The following is a 16317-nucleotide window of genomic DNA, read 5'->3' as shown; positions in this document are numbered from 1 at the left end:
TTGCCATGCTTGTCCTGACAGATGAATATCGCAGCTCGATATTCATCTTCGCCGCCAGTCTGGAAGCCTTTATGCCCGTCACCTTTGACCCCGATCATCTGCGCGAAAGCCTGCAGCCCCTGGTGGATGCGCAACCGCTTTCAGCCGAGGCACGGGTCTACCAGCGTTTCTATGGGCTGGACCAGGCGGTGAGTCGCCTGGGGCGCTTCGAGGTGGATGGATTCGAGGTGGTCGCGCAAGTGTGGTGGCCGCCCACACCGGTGGCCACGATGTTCATGTTCCACGGCTTCTACGACCACATGGGGCTGTACCGTCATGTGGTGAAGTGGGCGCTGGACCAGGGCTTCGTGTTGATCGCCTGCGATCTGCCCGGGCATGGGCTGTCCAGCGGCGCGCGTGCCAGCATCGACGATTTTGCGGTGTACCAGCACGTGGTGCAGGCCCTGTTTAGCCAGGCCGAAGCCCTGCAATTACCACAACCCTGGCACCTCTTCGGGCAAAGCACCGGCGGCGCGGTGGTGGTGGACCACCTGCTCAATCACGGCGCCGACAGCCCCGCCCAGGGCAAGACCTTCCTGCTGTCCCCCCTGGTGCGGCCGCGTGCGTGGGGCTGGTCGCAGGTCAGCTATTACCTGCTGCGCCCCTTCGTCAAAGGCATTGCGCGGCGGTTCAGCGAAAACACCAACGACCCCGCGTTCAAACCGTTCCTTGAAGCCGACCCACTGCAGCCGCGCCAGTTGCCGACCGCCTGGGTGGGCGCCTTGGCGCGCTGGATCAAACACATCGAAGCCGCACCGCGCAGCCCTCGGCGGCCGGTGATCGTGCAGGGTGAAGAAGACATGACGGTGGACTGGCAGCACAACCTGCAGGTGTTGCGGAGCAAGTTCGACCAGCCGGAGGTGTTGATGCTGCCGCGTGGCAGGCATCACTTGGCCAATGAGATTCCGGAGATTCGCGAGCAGTACTTCAGATATCTCACCCAGCACCTGAACTAAGACGATCCAAATGTGGGAGGGGGCTTGCCCCTCCCACATTTTTTACTGCGCAAGGCTTGAGGTGCTTTGGCCGACCGCCAGGCCCGCGCGAATAGCGGCAAGGGCTGCCTGGTAATACGCCTTACCTTCCGGCGACTCCGCAAACGTCGCGAATTCTTCCAACTCCGGGTCGGACAGATCCCGATAGACGTACAGCAGCGTGTTGTTCAGATCCTTGTCGATCTGCTGCATCAACCGTTCACGTTGACCATTCAACATGCCTTGGGCCTGGCCGCCGCCCAGCAGGCCGGGGATCATCTGGCTCAGGCTGTCGGCCGCCACGCCGGCAATCGCCAGGCTGACTTCCGCGCCGGCTTCACGGGCCGGCAGGGCCTGGGCCAGGTGGCCGATGATCAGGCTGCGTGTGGCGCCGGCTTCGATTTTCGGCAAACCCTGGGCGTTTTTCGCCAGTTGGTCACGGCGGGTGGCGAGCAATTCGGCGGCGACAATCTTGCGGCCCAGGGGCGATTGGAAAAACGCCAAGGCAGGCGCAGGGTCCGCCAGGTGTTTGCGCAATTGCGCTTCGGCACGCTGGTCCATGGCCTGGGCGGCAAAGCGTTTATTGCTGTTGTCCACCAGCGCCTGGTACACCGCCGGCGGCAGGCTATTGCGATAGCGTTGCTGGGCGGCACTGAGGGCGTCATTGAAATGCGCACGTTGTTCGGCCCAGCCGGCGACCTTGTACAACTGGTCATGGCCGTCTGCCCAGGCGGGCAAAACGCAGAACATCAGCAAGGAAAAAAACAAACGACGCATAGGGACTCCTGTCAGTCGGCCACTATTGTCCGTGTCGGGCGTAGGATTTGTCGAGAAGTCCTATCAGTCACCTGACTAAAGTGTATTCAGACGCTCGGCGGCTCTGTCGGATTCACAGGCGTATGGATACTATGCGCGCCATGCAAATGCCCTTCGATCACCCCTTGCTGCAACGTATTGTCGACGACCTGGCCGAAAAGGGCTGGTCCCGACAGGACGGCTTCCTGCCCCAGGCTCTGACCCTGGAACTGGCGGCTGAGTGCCGTAAACGCAAGGCCGAAGGTGAGCTGGCCCCGGCAGCGGTAGGGCGCGGCCCGAGCCAGGAGATCCGTGAAGGCATTCGCGGTGACCACATCCAGTGGCTGGAAGAGGGCGATGCGGCGGTTTGCGACACCTATATGGCGGTGATGGACAGCCTGCGCCTGGCCATGAACCGTGACCTGTTCCTGGGCCTGGAAGACTTCGAAAGCCATTTCGCGATGTACCCGCCGGGGGCGTTTTACCTCAAGCACCTGGACCGTTTCCGTGACGATGACCGGCGCATGGTCTCGGCGGTGATCTACTTGAACGATGCCTGGCTGCCCGAACATGGCGGCCAGTTGCGCATGTACCTCAAAAACGGCGTCGAATACGACGTGGTGCCCACCGGCGGTAGCCTGGTGGTGTTCCTGTCGGGCGAGGTGCCCCACGAAGTGATGCCCGCCACGCGCGAACGCCTGTCCCTCACCGGCTGGTTTCGCCGGCGGGGCAACGAGCCGTTCTGAGCATGCAAAAGATTCTGATCAGCCGCTGCCTGCTCGGGCACAAGGTGCGTTATGACGGTGGCGCCAGCGGGCCGTTCGACCAGTTGGCCGTGTGGCAGGCCGAGGGGCGTGTGGTTGCGATCTGCCCGGAAGTGTCGGGTGGTTTGCCAACGCCACGACCTGCTGCCGAGATCCCAGGCGGGCAGGGTGTGGATGTGTGGGAGGGGCGTGCCCAGGTGCTGACGGCCGAGGGCGAAGATTTCAGCGCAGCGTTCCTTGATGGTGCCCGCCAGGCACTGGCTCTGGTTCAACGCCACGCTATCCGCATCGCCGTGCTCAAGGCCAATAGCCCGTCCTGTGGCAACCTGCTCACCTATGACGGCACTTTTACCGGCGTGAAAGTGAGTGGCGAGGGCGTAACCGCGGCACTGCTCAAGCGCCACGGCGTGCAGGTGTTCAGTGAGCTGGAGCTGCCTGAGGCTGCGCGGGCACTGGCGCGGCTGTAGTCGGGGTTTCTCCTTCAAACCACTTCTGCGACAGCGCCTTTAACCGGCCATCCTCCTTCACCCGCTTCAGCGCGCCGTCCAGGCTCGTCTTGAACGCCGGGTTACCCTTCTGGAACGGGATCACCAAATCAGGCTTCTCGCGATAAACCTCGCTGAAATCGAACTGATCCTCAAGGTCGGCAGTCTTAGCGATATGGTTGATGGCCACGTCGTACTTGCCGGTTGCCACGCCGGGCAGCAAGTCGACGTCATCGGTGGTGATGAACGAGGAGCGCACATCCATTTCCTTTGCCAGCAGCTCACCCAGTTCCACTTCGAAACCGGTGAGTTTGTCGCCTTCCTTGAAGTTGAACGGAGGTGTATTGGCTTCAAGGGCGATGCGCAGTTCGCCACGATCGAACACATCATCGACCAGTTCGGCGTGAGCCAGGGGGCTCAGAAGGGGAAGCAGCAGTAACAGGCCAGGCGAAAAGCGCATGGTCACTCCTAGAGAATTTTTATGTGCGAGGCGCCGGTCAGCATCGCTTTGCTATGGTGTTGAGTGCCTTGGACAGCAATTTGTCGCGAAGTTGTCTTAACCCTACAGATTTCACAGAAAAACTGGAGAAGCGAATGAAAGCCCTTTTGTCCCGTGCCACCCTGGCCTCCCTGATGCTGGGTGCTTCGATGTTGGCAAACGCTGCTGATGTTCCCCGCACCCCCGCACCCAAGGGCGCCGAGGTGTTTATCGTCTCGCCCAAAGATGGCGCCACCGTCGACAAGACCTTCACCGTCAAGTTTGGCGTGAAGGGGTTGGACCTGGAACCGATCGACAAGCAGGTGCCCGGTGCCGGTCACCATCACCTGCTGGTCGACCAGGACGTGAAGTCGCTCAAAGCAGACGAGGCAATCCCGGCCACCGCCACCTCTATCCATTTCGGCAAGGCGCAAACCGAAACCGAACTGACACTGGCCCCAGGCAAGCACACCTTGCAACTGGTGGCGGGCGATAACGTGCACCGCCAGTTCGAGCCCACTGTAGCCTCGAAAGTGATCACGGTTAACGTCAAGTAAGATTTGTTCAGATGCAAAAAAGGGAGCCCCGAGGGGCTCCCTTTTTTGTGGTGCGGTCGAAACCTTAGAACAACACGCGGCTACGGATAGTGCCGTTGATGTGCTGCAGCTTCTCTTGCGCCAGGTCCGAGTACTCGGCGTCGACGTCGATCACCACGTAGCCGACCTTCTCGTTGGTCTGCAGGAACTGACCGGAGATGTTGATGCCGTTTTCCGCGAAGACCTTGTTGATCTCCATCATCACGCCAGGGATGTTCTGGTGGATGTGCAGCAGACGGTGTTTGCCAGGGTGAGCCGGCAGGGCCACTTCCGGGAAGTTCACGGACGATACCGAGGTACCGTTGTCGCTGTACTTGACCAGCTTCTCGGCCACTTCCAGGCCAATGTTGGCTTGGGCTTCAGCGGTGGAACCGCCGATGTGCGGGGTCAGGATCACGTTGTCCAGGCCACGCAGCGGGCTTTCGAAGATGTCGTCGTTGGAGCGAGGCTCAACCGGGAACACGTCGATGGCGGCGCCGATCAGGTGCTTGTCCTTGATCGCATCGGCCAGGGCGTCCAGCTCGACCACGGTGCCGCGTGCGGCGTTGATCAGGATGCCGCCCTTCTTGATGGCGCGGATTTCCTTCTCGCCGATCATCCACTGGGTCTCGGCAGTTTCCGGAACGTGCAGGGTCACGATGTCGGACATGCCCAGCAGCTCGGTCAGGCTGGCCACTTGGGTGGCGTTGCCCAATGGCAGCTTGGTCAGGGTGTCGTAGAAGAACACCTGCATACCGAGGCCTTCAGCCAGGACCGACAACTGAGTGCCGATCGAGCCGTAACCGACGATGCCCAGCTTCTTGCCGCGGATCTCGAAGGAGTTGGCCGCGCTCTTGATCCAGCCGCCACGGTGGCAGGAAGCGTTCTTCTCGGGAATGCCGCGCAACAACAGGATGGCCTCGGCCAGCACCAGCTCCGCCACGGAACGGGTGTTGGAGTACGGTGCGTTGAACACCGCGATGCCGCGCTCGCGCGCAGCAGAGAGGTCGACCTGGTTGGTGCCGATGCAGAAACAGCCGACCGCCACGAGTTTCTTGGCGTGATCGAAGATTTCTTCGGTCAGCTGAGTGCGGGAGCGAATGCCGATAAAGTGCGCGTCGGCGATCTTTTCCTTGAGCTGGGCTTCCGGCAGAGAACTGGTGATGTACTCAATGCTGGAGTACCCGGCGGCCTTCAGTACTTCGACGGCCGATGGGTGGACGCCTTCCAGAAGAAGGAACTTGATCTTGCTCTTATCGAGAGAAGTCTTGCTCATCTGCGTAAACCTGTATCCCGGAGAAAAATGGCAGGGAATCGGATCGCTTAAGCTGACCCGGACGGCAGGAAAGCCGTCACCGCAGAAACGCCCTTGGGCTCTGTCCTGCGGGGGCGGTATGCTAGCATACGCGCCCCGCTAAACACTCATTCCTGCGACGTGAAGCGTTCTCAGGATGACCATGAATTGTTCGAGAGTTCTGTCGATGACCCATCCTGCCCTGATTGATGAGCTAAAGACCCTGGTTGAGCCCGGCAAAGTGCTGACCGATGCAGACTCCCTGGAGGCTTACGGCAAGGATTGGACCAAGCACTTCGCACCCGCCCCGACCGCCATCGTCTTCCCCAAGACCACTGAGCAGGTCCAGGCCATCGTGCGTTGGGCCAATGCGCACAAGGTGGCGCTGGTGCCATCCGGTGGGCGTACTGGCCTGTCGGCCGCTGCCGTGGCGGCCAATGGCGAAGTGGTGGTGTCGTTCGACTACATGAACCAGATCCTCGACGTGAACCTCACCGACCGCACCGCCGTGTGCCAGCCGGGCGTGGTCACCAAGCAATTGCAGAACGTTGCCGAAGAAAAAGGCCTGTACTACCCGGTGGACTTCGCGTCGTCGGGTTCCAGCCAGATTGGCGGCAACATCGGCACCAATGCCGGCGGAATCAAGGTCATTCGCTACGGCATGACCCGCAACTGGGTGGCCGGCATGAAGGTCGTCACCGGCAAGGGCGATGTGCTGGAGCTGAACCGCGACCTGATCAAGAACGCTACCGGCTACGACATGCGCCAACTGTTCATCGGCGCCGAAGGCACCCTGGGCTTTGTGGTCGAAGCCACCATGCGCCTGGATCGTGCGCCGAAAAATCTCACCGCCATGGTGCTCGGCACTACTGACTTTGATTCGATCATGCCGGTATTGCACGCGTTCCAGAGCAAGCTGGACCTGACTGCCTTCGAGTTCTTCTCCGACAAGGCCCTGGCCAAGGTCATGGGCCGTGGCGACGTGCCGGCGCCGTTCGAAACCGAGTGCCCGTTCTATGCGCTGCTGGAATTCGAAGCCACCACCGAAGAAGTCGCCAACCACGCACTGGAAACCTTCGAGCACTGCGTGGAACAAGGCTGGGTGCTGGACGGTGTGATGAGCCAGAGTGAAACCCAGCTGCACAACCTGTGGAAACTGCGCGAGTACATCTCCGAGACCATTTCCCACTGGACCCCATACAAGAACGATATTTCGGTGACTGTCTCCAAAGTACCGGCGTTCTTGAAGGAAATTGACGCGATCGTCGGCGAGCACTATCCGGACTTCGAAATCGTCTGGTTCGGCCACATCGGCGACGGCAACCTGCACCTGAACATCCTCAAGCCGGAAAACCTGAGCAAGGACGAGTTCTTTGCCAAATGCGCCACTGTCAATAAGTGGGTGTTCGAAACCGTCGAGAAATACAACGGCTCGATCTCCGCTGAACACGGCGTTGGCATGACCAAGCGCGATTACCTGACCTACAGTCGCTCGCCGGTTGAAATCGAATACATGAAGGCTGTCAAAGCAGTGTTCGACCCGAACGGGATCATGAACCCTGGCAAGATCTTCGCTGTTTAATCGCCCTGAAGGAGTCGTTCCATGAGCTACCAGCACAAGTATGTCGACGGCACCAACATCCACTTTCCGGTGGGGAAAGTGGTGTGTATCGGGCGTAACTACGCCGAACATGCCAAGGAACTGGACAACCCGGTACCGACCGAACCGTTGCTGTTCATCAAGCCGGGCAGCTGTGTGGTGCCGTTGGGCGACAGTTTCACTATCCCCACCGAGCGCGGTTCGGTGCATTACGAAGCGGAGATCGCGGTGTTGATCGGCAAACCATTGTCGAACAAGCCCAGCCGTGAAGAAGTGCTGGATGCCATCTCCGGCTTCGCCCCGGCCCTGGACCTGACCCTGCGCGACAAGCAGGCCGAGTTGAAAGCCAAGGGCCTGCCGTGGGAAATCGCCAAGTCCTTCGACGGCGCGGCGGTGATTGCGCCGTTCGTGGTGGGCAGTACCTTTGCGGACGTGACCGACATCGGCATCCGCCTGACCATCAATGGCGAGGTGCGCCAGGACGGCAACAGCGCGCAGATGCTCAACCCGATCATCCCGATGATCCGGCACATGGCCGGCTGCTTCTCGCTGCAGGCGGGCGACGTGATCCTCACCGGCACCCCGGCCGGTGTAGGCCCGCTGAATGTGGGGGATGAGTTGGTGCTGGAACTGGCGGGCCAGCATCGTTTTGAAAGCGTTGTTCGTTAAGCACTGACAAAACGCGGTCAAAATTGTGGGAGGGGGCTTGCCCCCGATGGCGGTTTATCAGTCAAACATCTGTTGCCTGACACTCAGCAATCGGGGGCAAGCCCCCTCCCACATCCCAGGCTTTTGCATTTTTTTCACACGCCATCCGGATAATCCTCAGCCTCGTTCGCGCAGGCCCGTTGTTCCTGTGCTATCACCTAACGCTGACTTTCCGGAAAAAGCGCCCAATGGCCGTGTCCCTGCCCTCCGCTTCACCCAAGCCGCGTTCTCGTTTTGCCATGCGCTGGTATTCCTGGCTGTTGCTGACAGGGGTGATCCTGTATGGCGTGGCCTGGGCCCTGCACTGGGATGATCGCGGTGTGTTGTGGGTGCTGGAGCGCTTTGAGACGCCGGCTGAACGCCAGCAGAGCGTATGGCTGCCGGACTACCATGCGGTCATTGATGGCAAGCTCTTGCCGGGGATGGAGAAGGACGAAGCGTCAGACGTTGCCTACAACCCACAGACCAAAACCCTGTTTTCCGTGATGGGCAAAAACCCGTTCCTGGCCGAGTTGAGCCTGCAAGGCGATGTATTGCGCAAGATGCCGCTCAACGGCTGGGACAACCCGGAAGGCGTGACCGTGATGGAGAATGGCCTGTTGGCAGTGGTCGACGAGCGCCAGCACACCCTGACCATCGTCAAGGTCGATGCGAGCACCACCCAACTGAACAAGGCCGACTTCACCAGCTATGACCTCGGCCCGTCCAAGGACCAGAACAAGGCCTTCGAAGCCATCACCTGGGACAAGCGTAACCAGCAGTTGATCCTTGGCGAAGAGCGCCCGCCCGCGCTGTTTACCTGGAAAAGCGACGGCGGCCCGACCCTGGCGGGCGATAAACACACGCTGGCGAGCAAAGAACTGGACATGCGCAACCTCTCGGCCCTGTCCGTCGACCCGCGTACCGGGCATTTGCTGGTGCTGTCGGCCGACTCCCATCTGTTGCTGGAGCTGGACGAGAAGGGCCAGCAAGTCAGCTTCATGACCCTGCTCGGCGGTTTCAACGGCCTCAAGCACACCATTCCCCGTGCCGAAGGAGTGACCATGGACGAGGAGGGCACGCTGTACATCGTCAGTGAGCCAAACCTGTTCTACCGATTCGAAAAGCAGAAATAGCACACCGATTACGTCAGATATGTCTCTGTGAGCGGCATCTGCCAGACATCCGAGCGTGTTTAAGTTTAAATTCAGACGGGCGTGATATTCATTCGCCACTTTTGAATTTGAGCCCCCCGATGCAACGACTAGCCCGCCCCAAACCCCTGTTCATCATGCTTGCGCTGATCGCCCTGGTCAGCGCCGGGGCCGTTGCGCAGCATTTTCGCCTGTTCGAACGTGCCTGGTTCAATTGGCAGGTATGGCGCCAGCCAGCGGACGAACGCTCCATCGGGCTGGCGGACTACCGCGTCACGCTGGAGGCCCAGGCCATTGAGGGGCTCGACGACGATGTCTCGGCTCTGACCTACGACCCGGTGCGCAAAAGCCTGTTCACCGTCACCAATAAAAACGCCGAGCTGATCGAGTTGTCCCTGGAAGGCAAGATCTTGCGGCGCATCCCCTTGATCGGGTTCGGCGATGCCGAAGCCGTGGAGTTCATCAGCGACAACATCTATGTCATCAGCGATGAGCGCCAGCAGCGGCTGATCAAGGTGCATGTGGACGATGACACCCAATTCCTCGACGCCGCCGATGCGGAGCAGATGACCCTGGGCCTGCACGTCGGTGGCAACAAGGGCTTTGAAGGCCTGGCCTACGACTCGGTGGGCAAGCGCCTGTTCGTGGCCAAGGAGCGCGACCCGATGCTGATCTATGAGGTGCATGGCTTCCCGCATTTCAAACCGGAAAAAACCTACTCGGTACACGTGATCAATAACCCCAAGCGCGACGCCGGGTTGTTTGTGCGTGACCTGTCAAGCCTGCAATACGATGAGCGCAGCGGCCATCTGCTGGCGCTGTCGGATGAGTCGTTTCTGGTGCTGGAACTGGATATCGACGGTCGCCCGTTGAGCAGTCTGTCACTGCTCAACGGACGTCATGGCCTGACGAAGCGAGTGCCGCAGGCCGAAGGCATCGCCATGGATGACGAGGGCGCGCTGTACCTCGTCAGCGAGCCGAACCTGTTTTACGTCTTCAAGAAGCCTTGAGGGTTTTGACGCCTTCGGCGGTGCCCAGCAGCAGCACATCGGCCGGACGCGCCGCGAACAGGCCGTTGGTGACCACGCCGACAATCGCGTTGATCTGCGTTTCAAGCTCCACCGGATTGGTGATCTGCATGTTGAACACGTCGAGGATAATGTTGCCGTTGTCGGTCAGCACACCTTCACGGTACACCGGGTCGCCGCCCAGCTTCACCAGCTCGCGGGCCACGTGGCTGCGGGCCATCGGGATCACTTCCACTGGTAACGGGAAGGCACCGAGCACCGGCACCAGCTTGCTGGCGTCGGCGATGCAGATGAAGGTCTTGGCCACGGCCGCGACGATCTTCTCGCGGGTCAGGGCTGCGCCGCCGCCCTTGATCAGGTTCAGGTGTTCGTCGCTTTCATCGGCGCCGTCGATGTAGAACTCCAGGTCGCTCACGGTGTTGAGCTCGTACACCGGAATGCCGTGGCCCTTGAGGCGTGCGGCGGTGGCTTCGGAGCTGGCCACGGCGCCATCGAATGCGCCCTTGTGCTGGGCCAGTGCATCGATAAAGCAGTTGGCGGTGGAGCCGGTGCCGACACCGACGATGCTCTTGTCGTCGAGTTTAGGAAGGATTAAATCGACGGCGGCCTGGGCCACTGCCTGTTTGAGTTGATCCTGGGTCATGCGGGCTCCGGAACGGGCGGGGAGTTATCGAGGGGCGCGAGTATAACCCAACAAAACCTCTGGATTCGTGTGGTCGCCCGCCCAAACGCTGGGTTAGACTCCTTGGCCCTGCCCAACCCGCCCAGTGATATCCGCCGATGCTTGAACAGTACGTCAAAAAGATCCTCACCTCGCGCGTTTACGACGTTGCCGTAGAAACCCCGTTGCAGACCGCCCGTCAGCTCTCCGAGCGGCTGGGCAACCAGGTCTGGCTCAAGCGTGAAGACTTGCAACCGGTGTTCTCGTTCAAGATTCGCGGCGCCTATAACAAGCTGACCCAACTGAGCGCCGAAGAACGTGCGCGCGGCGTGGTCACCGCGTCGGCCGGCAACCATGCCCAGGGCCTGGCCCTGGCGGCGAAGGTGCTGGGGGTCAAGGCCACCATCGTGATGCCCAAGACCACGCCTGAAATCAAGGTCGAAGGCGTGCGCTCCCGTGGCGGCAAAGTGGTGCTGCATGGCGATTCGTTCCCGGAAGCCCTGGCCTACTCGCTCAAACTGGTCGACGAAAAAGGCTACGTGTATATCCACCCCTACGATGATCCGCACACCATTGCCGGGCAGGGCACCGTGGCGATGGAGATCCTGCGCCAGCATCCAGGGCCGCTGGACGCGATTTTCGTACCGGTGGGCGGCGGCGGGCTGATCGCCGGTATTGCGGCGTACGTGAAATACCTGCGCCCCGAGATCAAGATCATCGGCGTCGAGCCGGACGACTCCAACTGCCTGCAAGCCGCCATGGCTGCTGGCGAGCGCGTTGTGCTGCCGACCGTGGGCATCTTTGCCGATGGCGTGGCGGTGGCGCAGATCGGCCAGCACACCTTCGACATCTGCAAGGACTATGTGGATGAAGTGATCACCGTGAACACCGACGAGATCTGTGCGGCGATCAAGGACATCTACGACGATACCCGTTCCATCACCGAGCCGGCAGGGGCTTTGGGCGTGGCCGGGATCAAGAAGTACGTCGAGACCCGTGGCGTCACCGGACAGACCCTGGTCGCCATCGACTCCGGCGCCAACGTCAACTTCGACCGCCTGCGCCACGTGGCCGAACGCGCCGAGCTGGGTGAAGGCCGCGAAGCCATCATCGCCGTGACCATCCCTGAGAAGCCCGGCAGCTTCAAGGCGTTCTGCGAGGCCGTGGGTAAACGCCAGATCACCGAATTCAACTACCGCTACCACTCCGGCAGCGAGGCGCACATCTTTGTCGGCGTGCAGACCCATCCGGAAAATGATCCGCGCAGTGCCCTGATCGCCAGCCTGACCCGCCAGGGGTTCCCGGTGCTGGACCTGACCGAGAACGAACTGGCCAAGTTGCACATTCGTCACATGGTGGGCGGGCACGCGGCCAAGGTCAGCGATGAAGTGGTGTTGCGCTTCGAGTTTCCGGAGCGTCCGGGGGCGTTGTTCAACTTTCTTAACAAATTGGGCGGGCGCTGGAACATCTCAATGTTCCACTATCGCAACCACGGCGCAGCAGACGGCCGTGTGGTCGCCGGCCTGCAAGTGCCGGCGGATGAACGTCACCTGGTACCGGCCGCCCTGGAAGCCATCGGCTACCCGTACTGGGATGAAAGCGATAACCCGGCCTACAAACTGTTCCTCGGTTGAGCGACTACGCTGAAGGGGCGGCCTTCAAGGAAAACGACACATGGAAACCCTGACCACCCTGAAAGTTATCCACATGGCAGCCACTGTGGTGTTGCTGCTCAGTGGCCTTGGCCTGGCGCTGCTGGCCTGGCGCAAACGCAGCGCCGGCCCGGCGGTGACCGTGCAGCGCCCGTGGGCGTTCGTCTGGTTGCTGATGGGCGTGTGCGTGGTCAGCATGCCGTTTACCGGCTGGTGGCTGGTGCACCTGGTTGGCTGGCCGCTGGGCCAGACCTGGATCCTGGGTTCCAGCATCCTCTATACCGTGGCGGCGCTGGCCTGGTTCTGGCTGGTGGCGCGGCTCAATCGCCTGCGCAAAGGTGAGGGCGGTAGCCTGAACTTCACGCTGGTGCTGGCGGTGGTCAGTCTGGTGGGGTTTGTGGCGATTGCCGGTCTGATGGGCGCCAAGCCGGTTTAAGGCTTTGGACCGAGTCGTCTGCATCGGGGGCAAGCCCCCTCCCACATTTTGACCGTGTGAACCCGATCAAGTGTGGGAGGGGGCTTGCCCCCGATGGCTTCATCAGCTGCGCAGCGTGATCACCGGCCAGCCGCGCTTCTCGGCCTCGGCCCGCAGGTTCGGATCCGGATCCACCGCCACCGGGTGAGTCACTTTCTCCAGCAGCGGCAAGTCGTTCATCGAGTCGCTATAGAAATAGCTGTCTTCCAGGCTGTACCCGGTTTCTTCCAGCCAGCGGTTCAAGCGCGTCACCTTTCCTTCACGGAAGCACGGCACATCGGTGCTGCGCCCGGTGTAGCGGCCGTTTTCCATCTCGCACTCGGTGGCGATCAAGGTTTCAACGCCCAGGCGAGCGGCAATCGGCGCGGTGACGAAACGGTTGGTGGCGGTGATGATGACCAACTTGTCACCGGCGGCGCGGTGTTTGGCCAGCAGCTCAATGGCCAGCGGCAGCATGATCGGCTCGATGCAGTCGCGCATATAGTCGTTGTGCCATTCGTTCAACTGGGTGATCTCGGTGCGGCCGAGGATCTCCAGGCAGAAGTTCAGGTAGGCGGCGTTGTCCAGCTTGCCGGCCAGGTAATCCTGGTAGAACTCGTCGTTGCGGGCCTTGTAGGCCACCGGGTCGAGAATCCCGCGTTCACAGAGGTAATCGCCCCAGGCGTGATCGCTGTCACCGCCGAGAAGGGTGTTGTCCAAGTCGAATAAAGCCAGGCGCATTGCAGTTACTCGCTGAAAAGTCTGTAAAAAGGCGTCCAGAATACGGTCTTTTCACAAGAGTGCACATAAGGTACGAAGCCTCGTTGCCGCTTCATCAACCTTTGTGGAACAATGCGGCGACATGCGTTTGCGAGGTTGTTGCCGTGATCGACCCCGATGGTTTCCGTCCTAATGTCGGGATTATTCTTACGAATGATGCCGGACAGGTGCTATGGGCTCGCCGAATCAACCAAGATGCCTGGCAGTTTCCTCAAGGTGGAATCAACCCCGACGAGACCCCTGAAGACGCCTTGTACCGCGAGTTGAACGAAGAAGTCGGCCTTGAGCGCGAAGATGTGCAGATTCTGGCCTGTACCCGTGGCTGGTTGCGCTATCGTTTGCCGCAACGCCTGGTGCGTACCCACAGCCAACCGCTGTGTATCGGCCAGAAGCAGAAATGGTTTCTCCTGCGCCTGATCTCCAACGAGCAGCGGGTGCGGATGGATTTGACCGGTAAACCGGAGTTCGATGGCTGGCGCTGGGTCAGCTATTGGTATCCGTTGGGCCAGGTGGTGACATTCAAGCGCGAGGTTTATCGTCGCGCGCTCAAAGAGCTTGCCCCGCGCCTTTTAGCGCGCGACTGACGACGGAGTTCGACCCCGAGCCATGCTCAATACGCTGCGCAAGATCGTCCAGGAAGTTAACTCCGCCAAGGATCTCAAGGCGGCGTTGGGGATTATTGTGTTGCGCGTCAAGGAAGCCATGGGCAGCCAGGTCTGCTCGGTTTACCTGCTGGACCCCGAGACCAACCGTTTTGTGCTGATGGCCACGGAGGGCTTGAACAAGCGCTCCATCGGCAAGGTCAGCATGGCGCCCAATGAAGGTCTGGTGGGCCTGGTGGGGACGCGTGAAGAACCCCTGAACCTTGAAAACGCGGCCGATCACCCGCGTTATCGCTACTTTGCCGAAACCGGTGAAGAGCGTTACGCCTCGTTCCTTGGGGCACCGATCATTCACCACCGACGCGTCGTCGGCGTGTTGGTCATCCAGCAGAAAGAGCGCCGTCAGTTCGACGAAGGTGAAGAAGCCTTCCTCGTGACCATGAGCGCGCAGCTCGCCGGGGTTATCGCTCACGCCGAGGCCACTGGCTCGATTCGCGGCCTGGGGCGCGAAGGCAAGGGTATCCAGGAAGCCAAGTTCGTTGGTGTACCCGGTTCGCCAGGCGCTGCGGTCGGTACGGCGGTGGTCATGCTGCCGCCGGCTGATCTGGACGTGGTGCCGGACAAGGCCGTCACCGACATCGACGCTGAAATCAAACTGTTCAAGACCGCCCTGGAAGGCGTGCGCGCCGACATGCGCAACCTGTCGACCAAGCTGGCCACCCAACTGCGCCCCGAAGAGCGCGCGCTGTTCGACGTGTACCAGATGATGCTCGACGACGCGTCGCTGGGTAATGAAGTCAAGACCGTAATCAAGACCGGCCAGTGGGCCCAGGGCGCGCTGCGCCAGGTGGTCACCGATCACGTCAACCGTTTCGAACTGATGGACGACGCCTACCTGCGCGAACGGGCCTCGGATGTGCGCGACCTCGGTCGCCGTCTGCTGGCGTACCTGCAGGAAGATCGCACCACCAACCTGGTCTACCCCGACAACACCATCCTGATCAGCGAAGAGCTGACCGCGACGATGCTTGGCGAAGTGCCGGAAGGCAAACTGGTCGGCCTGGTGTCGGTACTCGGCTCGGGTAACTCCCACGTCGCGATCCTGGCTCGGGCCATGGGCATCCCGACGGTGATGGGCCTGGTGGACCTGCCGTATTCCAAGGTGGATGGTATCGACATGATTGTCGATGGCCATCGCGGCGAAGTCTTCACCAACCCCAGCGAAGTGCTGCGCAAGCAATACGCCGAAGTGGTCGAGGAAGAGAAGCAACTGGCGCTGGGCCTCGATTCATTGCGCGAGTTGCCATGCGTGACCACCGATGGTCACCGTGTGCCGCTGCTGGTGAATACCGGCCTGCTCGCCGACGTGGCCCGTGCGCAACAGCGTGGCGCCGAAGGGGTGGGGCTGTACCGCACAGAAGTGCCGTTCATGATCAACCAGCGTTTCCCGAGCGAGAAGGAGCAGCTGGCGATCTATCGCGAGCAACTGCAGGCCTTCCACCCGTTGCCGGTGACCATGCGCAGCCTGGACATCGGCGGCGACAAGTCACTGTCGTATTTCCCGATCAAAGAGGACAACCCGTTCCTCGGCTGGCGCGGCATTCGCGTCACCCTCGACCACCCGGAAATCTTCCTGGTTCAGACCCGCGCCATGCTCAAGGCCAGCGAAGGCCTGAACAACCTGCGCATCCTGCTGCCGATGATCTCCGGCACCCATGAGCTGGAAGAGGCGCTGCACCTGATCCACCGCGCCTGGGGCGAAGTACGCGATGAAGGCGCCGACGTACCGATGCCGCCGATTGGCGTGATGATCGAGATCCCGGCGGCGGTGTACCAGGCCAAGGAACTGGCGCGGCAGGTGGACTTCCTGTCAGTGGGGTCCAACGACCTGACTCAATACCTGCTGGCTGTGGACCGTAACAACCCACGGGTGGCCGACCTCTACGACTACCTGCACCCGGCGGTGCTGCAAGCCCTGCAACATGTGGTGCGCGACGCCCATGCCGAAGGCAAGCCGGTGAGCATCTGCGGCGAAATGGCTGGTGACCCGGCGGCGGCGGTGCTGTTGATGGCGATGGGTTTTGACAGCCTGTCGATGAACGCCACCAACTTGCCGAAGGTGAAGTGGATGCTGCGCCAGGTGGAGCTGAGCATGGCCAAGGAGCTGCTGGCGAAGTTGATGACCATCGACAACCCGCAAGTTATCCACAGCTCGTTGCAGTTAGCCCTGAAAAACCTGGGACTGACGCGGATGATCAACCCGGCCTCTGCCAAAAACCTTTGAAAATGTGGGAG

Annotated in this window: 17 protein-coding genes; 12 read left to right on the top strand and 5 right to left on the bottom strand. The window is 60.9% G+C overall.

The window, feature by feature from the left end; translation table 11 throughout:
- Nucleotides 1-71 precede the first annotated feature (71 nt).
- Nucleotides 72-995: an alpha/beta hydrolase gene (locus K5K89_RS27735; RefSeq protein ID WP_071490482.1), complete on the top strand. Its 924-nt coding sequence runs from the start codon at nt 72-74 to the stop codon at nt 993-995.
- Nucleotides 996-1037: 42 nt separating this feature from the next.
- Here the strand turns inward: K5K89_RS27735 and K5K89_RS27730 are convergent, their stop codons facing one another.
- Nucleotides 1038-1790, bottom strand: coding sequence for a DUF2059 domain-containing protein (locus K5K89_RS27730; protein ID WP_071490422.1), 753 nt, complete (start codon nt 1788-1790; stop codon nt 1038-1040).
- Nucleotides 1791-1921: 131 nt separating this feature from the next.
- Between K5K89_RS27730 and K5K89_RS27725 the strand changes: the two genes are divergently transcribed.
- Both K5K89_RS27725 and K5K89_RS27720 read left to right on the top strand, forming a co-directional pair.
- Nucleotides 1922-2554, top strand: a complete 633-nt coding sequence (locus tag K5K89_RS27725; protein WP_222541763.1) for a 2OG-Fe(II) oxygenase — start codon at nt 1922-1924, stop codon at nt 2552-2554.
- A gap of 2 nt (nt 2555-2556) precedes the next feature.
- On the top strand, nt 2557-3039 hold the full coding sequence (locus tag K5K89_RS27720) for a DUF523 domain-containing protein (RefSeq protein ID WP_222540605.1): 483 nt from the start codon (nt 2557-2559) through the stop codon (nt 3037-3039).
- On the opposite strand, the gene K5K89_RS27715 is transcribed toward K5K89_RS27720, so the two are convergent.
- Nucleotides 2990-3517 (bottom strand): transporter substrate-binding domain-containing protein, encoded by a 528-nt coding sequence (locus K5K89_RS27715; protein ID WP_071490419.1) that lies wholly within the window; start codon nt 3515-3517, stop codon nt 2990-2992. The two genes, K5K89_RS27720 and K5K89_RS27715, sit on opposite strands and share 50 nt — an antisense overlap.
- Nucleotides 3518-3651: 134 nt before the next feature.
- On the opposite strand from K5K89_RS27715, the gene K5K89_RS27710 reads away from it, so the two are divergent.
- The gene (locus K5K89_RS27710; RefSeq protein ID WP_092241842.1) at nt 3652-4092 is read left to right on the top strand and encodes a DUF4399 domain-containing protein; all 441 of its coding nucleotides are present in this window, start codon (nt 3652-3654) and stop codon (nt 4090-4092) included.
- Nucleotides 4093-4156: 64 nt separating this feature from the next.
- Here K5K89_RS27710 and serA read toward each other — a convergent pair whose 3' ends face one another.
- Entirely contained in the window at nt 4157-5386 is a 1230-nt protein-coding gene (gene serA, locus K5K89_RS27705; RefSeq protein ID WP_071490418.1) for a phosphoglycerate dehydrogenase, read from the bottom strand.
- Between the two features lie 205 nt (nt 5387-5591).
- Here serA and K5K89_RS27700 point away from each other — a divergent pair, with 205 nt between their 5' ends.
- The 4 genes from K5K89_RS27700 to K5K89_RS27685 all read left to right on the top strand — a co-directional run bounded on the left by K5K89_RS27700 (nt 5592) and on the right by K5K89_RS27685 (nt 9855).
- The gene (locus tag K5K89_RS27700) at nt 5592-6986 is read left to right on the top strand and encodes an FAD-binding oxidoreductase (RefSeq protein ID WP_122675396.1); all 1395 of its coding nucleotides are present in this window, start codon (nt 5592-5594) and stop codon (nt 6984-6986) included.
- 21 nt (nt 6987-7007) lie between these two features.
- Entirely contained in the window at nt 7008-7673 is a 666-nt protein-coding gene (locus K5K89_RS27695; RefSeq protein WP_222540604.1) for a fumarylacetoacetate hydrolase family protein, read from the top strand.
- A 227-nt stretch (nt 7674-7900) separates the two neighbouring features.
- Complete coding sequence (locus K5K89_RS27690) at nt 7901-8827, top strand: SdiA-regulated domain-containing protein (protein ID WP_071490416.1); 927 nt, start codon at nt 7901-7903, stop codon at nt 8825-8827.
- A gap of 119 nt (nt 8828-8946) precedes the next feature.
- On the top strand, nt 8947-9855 hold the full coding sequence (locus K5K89_RS27685) for an SdiA-regulated domain-containing protein (protein ID WP_092241850.1): 909 nt from the start codon (nt 8947-8949) through the stop codon (nt 9853-9855).
- Here K5K89_RS27685 and rpiA read toward each other — a convergent pair.
- A complete protein-coding gene (gene rpiA, locus K5K89_RS27680) occupies nt 9842-10516 on the bottom strand; it encodes a ribose-5-phosphate isomerase RpiA (protein ID WP_016979019.1) in 675 nt (224 codons plus the stop codon). The two genes, K5K89_RS27685 and rpiA, sit on opposite strands and share 14 nt — an antisense overlap.
- Nucleotides 10517-10653: 137 nt before the next feature.
- Here rpiA and ilvA point away from each other — a divergent pair, with 137 nt between their 5' ends.
- Together ilvA and K5K89_RS27670 are read left to right on the top strand one after the other, a co-directional pair.
- The gene (gene ilvA, locus K5K89_RS27675; RefSeq protein WP_092241852.1) at nt 10654-12168 is read left to right on the top strand and encodes a threonine ammonia-lyase, biosynthetic; all 1515 of its coding nucleotides are present in this window, start codon (nt 10654-10656) and stop codon (nt 12166-12168) included.
- A gap of 40 nt (nt 12169-12208) precedes the next feature.
- Nucleotides 12209-12622 (top strand): DUF2269 family protein, encoded by a 414-nt coding sequence (locus K5K89_RS27670; RefSeq protein WP_071490413.1) that lies wholly within the window; start codon nt 12209-12211, stop codon nt 12620-12622.
- A gap of 102 nt (nt 12623-12724) precedes the next feature.
- Here the strand turns inward: K5K89_RS27670 and K5K89_RS27665 are convergent, their stop codons facing one another.
- Nucleotides 12725-13381 carry an HAD family hydrolase gene (locus K5K89_RS27665; protein ID WP_071490412.1) on the bottom strand — a complete coding sequence of 219 codons (657 nt, stop codon included), beginning with the start codon at nt 13379-13381 and terminating at the stop codon, nt 12725-12727.
- 143 nt (nt 13382-13524) lie between these two features.
- On the opposite strand from K5K89_RS27665, the gene K5K89_RS27660 reads away from it, so the two are divergent.
- Nucleotides 13525-14004, top strand: coding sequence for an RNA pyrophosphohydrolase (locus tag K5K89_RS27660; protein ID WP_003176750.1), 480 nt, complete (start codon nt 13525-13527; stop codon nt 14002-14004).
- Nucleotides 14005-14026: 22 nt separating this feature from the next.
- A complete protein-coding gene (ptsP, locus tag K5K89_RS27655) occupies nt 14027-16306 on the top strand; it encodes a phosphoenolpyruvate--protein phosphotransferase (RefSeq protein WP_222540603.1) in 2280 nt (759 codons plus the stop codon).
- Nucleotides 16307-16317 lie beyond the last annotated feature (11 nt).

The sequence above is a fragment of the Pseudomonas sp. DR208 genome (genome assembly GCF_019823005.1).
GTDB classification, from domain to species: Bacteria; Pseudomonadota; Gammaproteobacteria; order Pseudomonadales; family Pseudomonadaceae; genus Aquipseudomonas; species Aquipseudomonas extremorientalis.
Note: the sequence above shows the minus strand (reverse complement) of the source record. Positions and strands in the feature narration are given on the sequence as shown.

Excerpts from the sequence above, each read along its gene's own strand:
- serA (WP_071490418.1), bottom strand. The coding sequence starts at position 5,386 with ATGAGCAAGACTTCTCTCGATAAGAGCAAGATCAAGTTCCTTCTTCTG.
- ptsP (WP_222540603.1), top strand. The coding sequence starts at position 14,027 with ATGCTCAATACGCTGCGCAAGATCGTCCAGGAAGTTAACTCCGCCAAG.
- K5K89_RS27735 (WP_071490482.1), top strand. The coding sequence starts at position 72 with ATGCCCGTCACCTTTGACCCCGATCATCTGCGCGAAAGCCTGCAGCCC.
- K5K89_RS27720 (WP_222540605.1), top strand. The coding sequence starts at position 2,557 with ATGCAAAAGATTCTGATCAGCCGCTGCCTGCTCGGGCACAAGGTGCGT.
- K5K89_RS27725 (WP_222541763.1), top strand. The coding sequence starts at position 1,922 with ATGCGCGCCATGCAAATGCCCTTCGATCACCCCTTGCTGCAACGTATT.
- K5K89_RS27665 (WP_071490412.1), bottom strand. The coding sequence starts at position 13,381 with ATGCGCCTGGCTTTATTCGACTTGGACAACACCCTTCTCGGCGGTGAC.
- ilvA (WP_092241852.1), top strand. The coding sequence starts at position 10,654 with ATGCTTGAACAGTACGTCAAAAAGATCCTCACCTCGCGCGTTTACGAC.
- K5K89_RS27685 (WP_092241850.1), top strand. The coding sequence starts at position 8,947 with ATGCAACGACTAGCCCGCCCCAAACCCCTGTTCATCATGCTTGCGCTG.
- K5K89_RS27700 (WP_122675396.1), top strand. The coding sequence starts at position 5,592 with ATGACCCATCCTGCCCTGATTGATGAGCTAAAGACCCTGGTTGAGCCC.
- K5K89_RS27690 (WP_071490416.1), top strand. The coding sequence starts at position 7,901 with ATGGCCGTGTCCCTGCCCTCCGCTTCACCCAAGCCGCGTTCTCGTTTT.
- K5K89_RS27710 (WP_092241842.1), top strand. The coding sequence starts at position 3,652 with ATGAAAGCCCTTTTGTCCCGTGCCACCCTGGCCTCCCTGATGCTGGGT.
- K5K89_RS27695 (WP_222540604.1), top strand. The coding sequence starts at position 7,008 with ATGAGCTACCAGCACAAGTATGTCGACGGCACCAACATCCACTTTCCG.
- K5K89_RS27670 (WP_071490413.1), top strand. The coding sequence starts at position 12,209 with ATGGAAACCCTGACCACCCTGAAAGTTATCCACATGGCAGCCACTGTG.
- K5K89_RS27715 (WP_071490419.1), bottom strand. The coding sequence starts at position 3,517 with ATGCGCTTTTCGCCTGGCCTGTTACTGCTGCTTCCCCTTCTGAGCCCC.
- K5K89_RS27730 (WP_071490422.1), bottom strand. The coding sequence starts at position 1,790 with ATGCGTCGTTTGTTTTTTTCCTTGCTGATGTTCTGCGTTTTGCCCGCC.
- rpiA (WP_016979019.1), bottom strand. The coding sequence starts at position 10,516 with ATGACCCAGGATCAACTCAAACAGGCAGTGGCCCAGGCCGCCGTCGAT.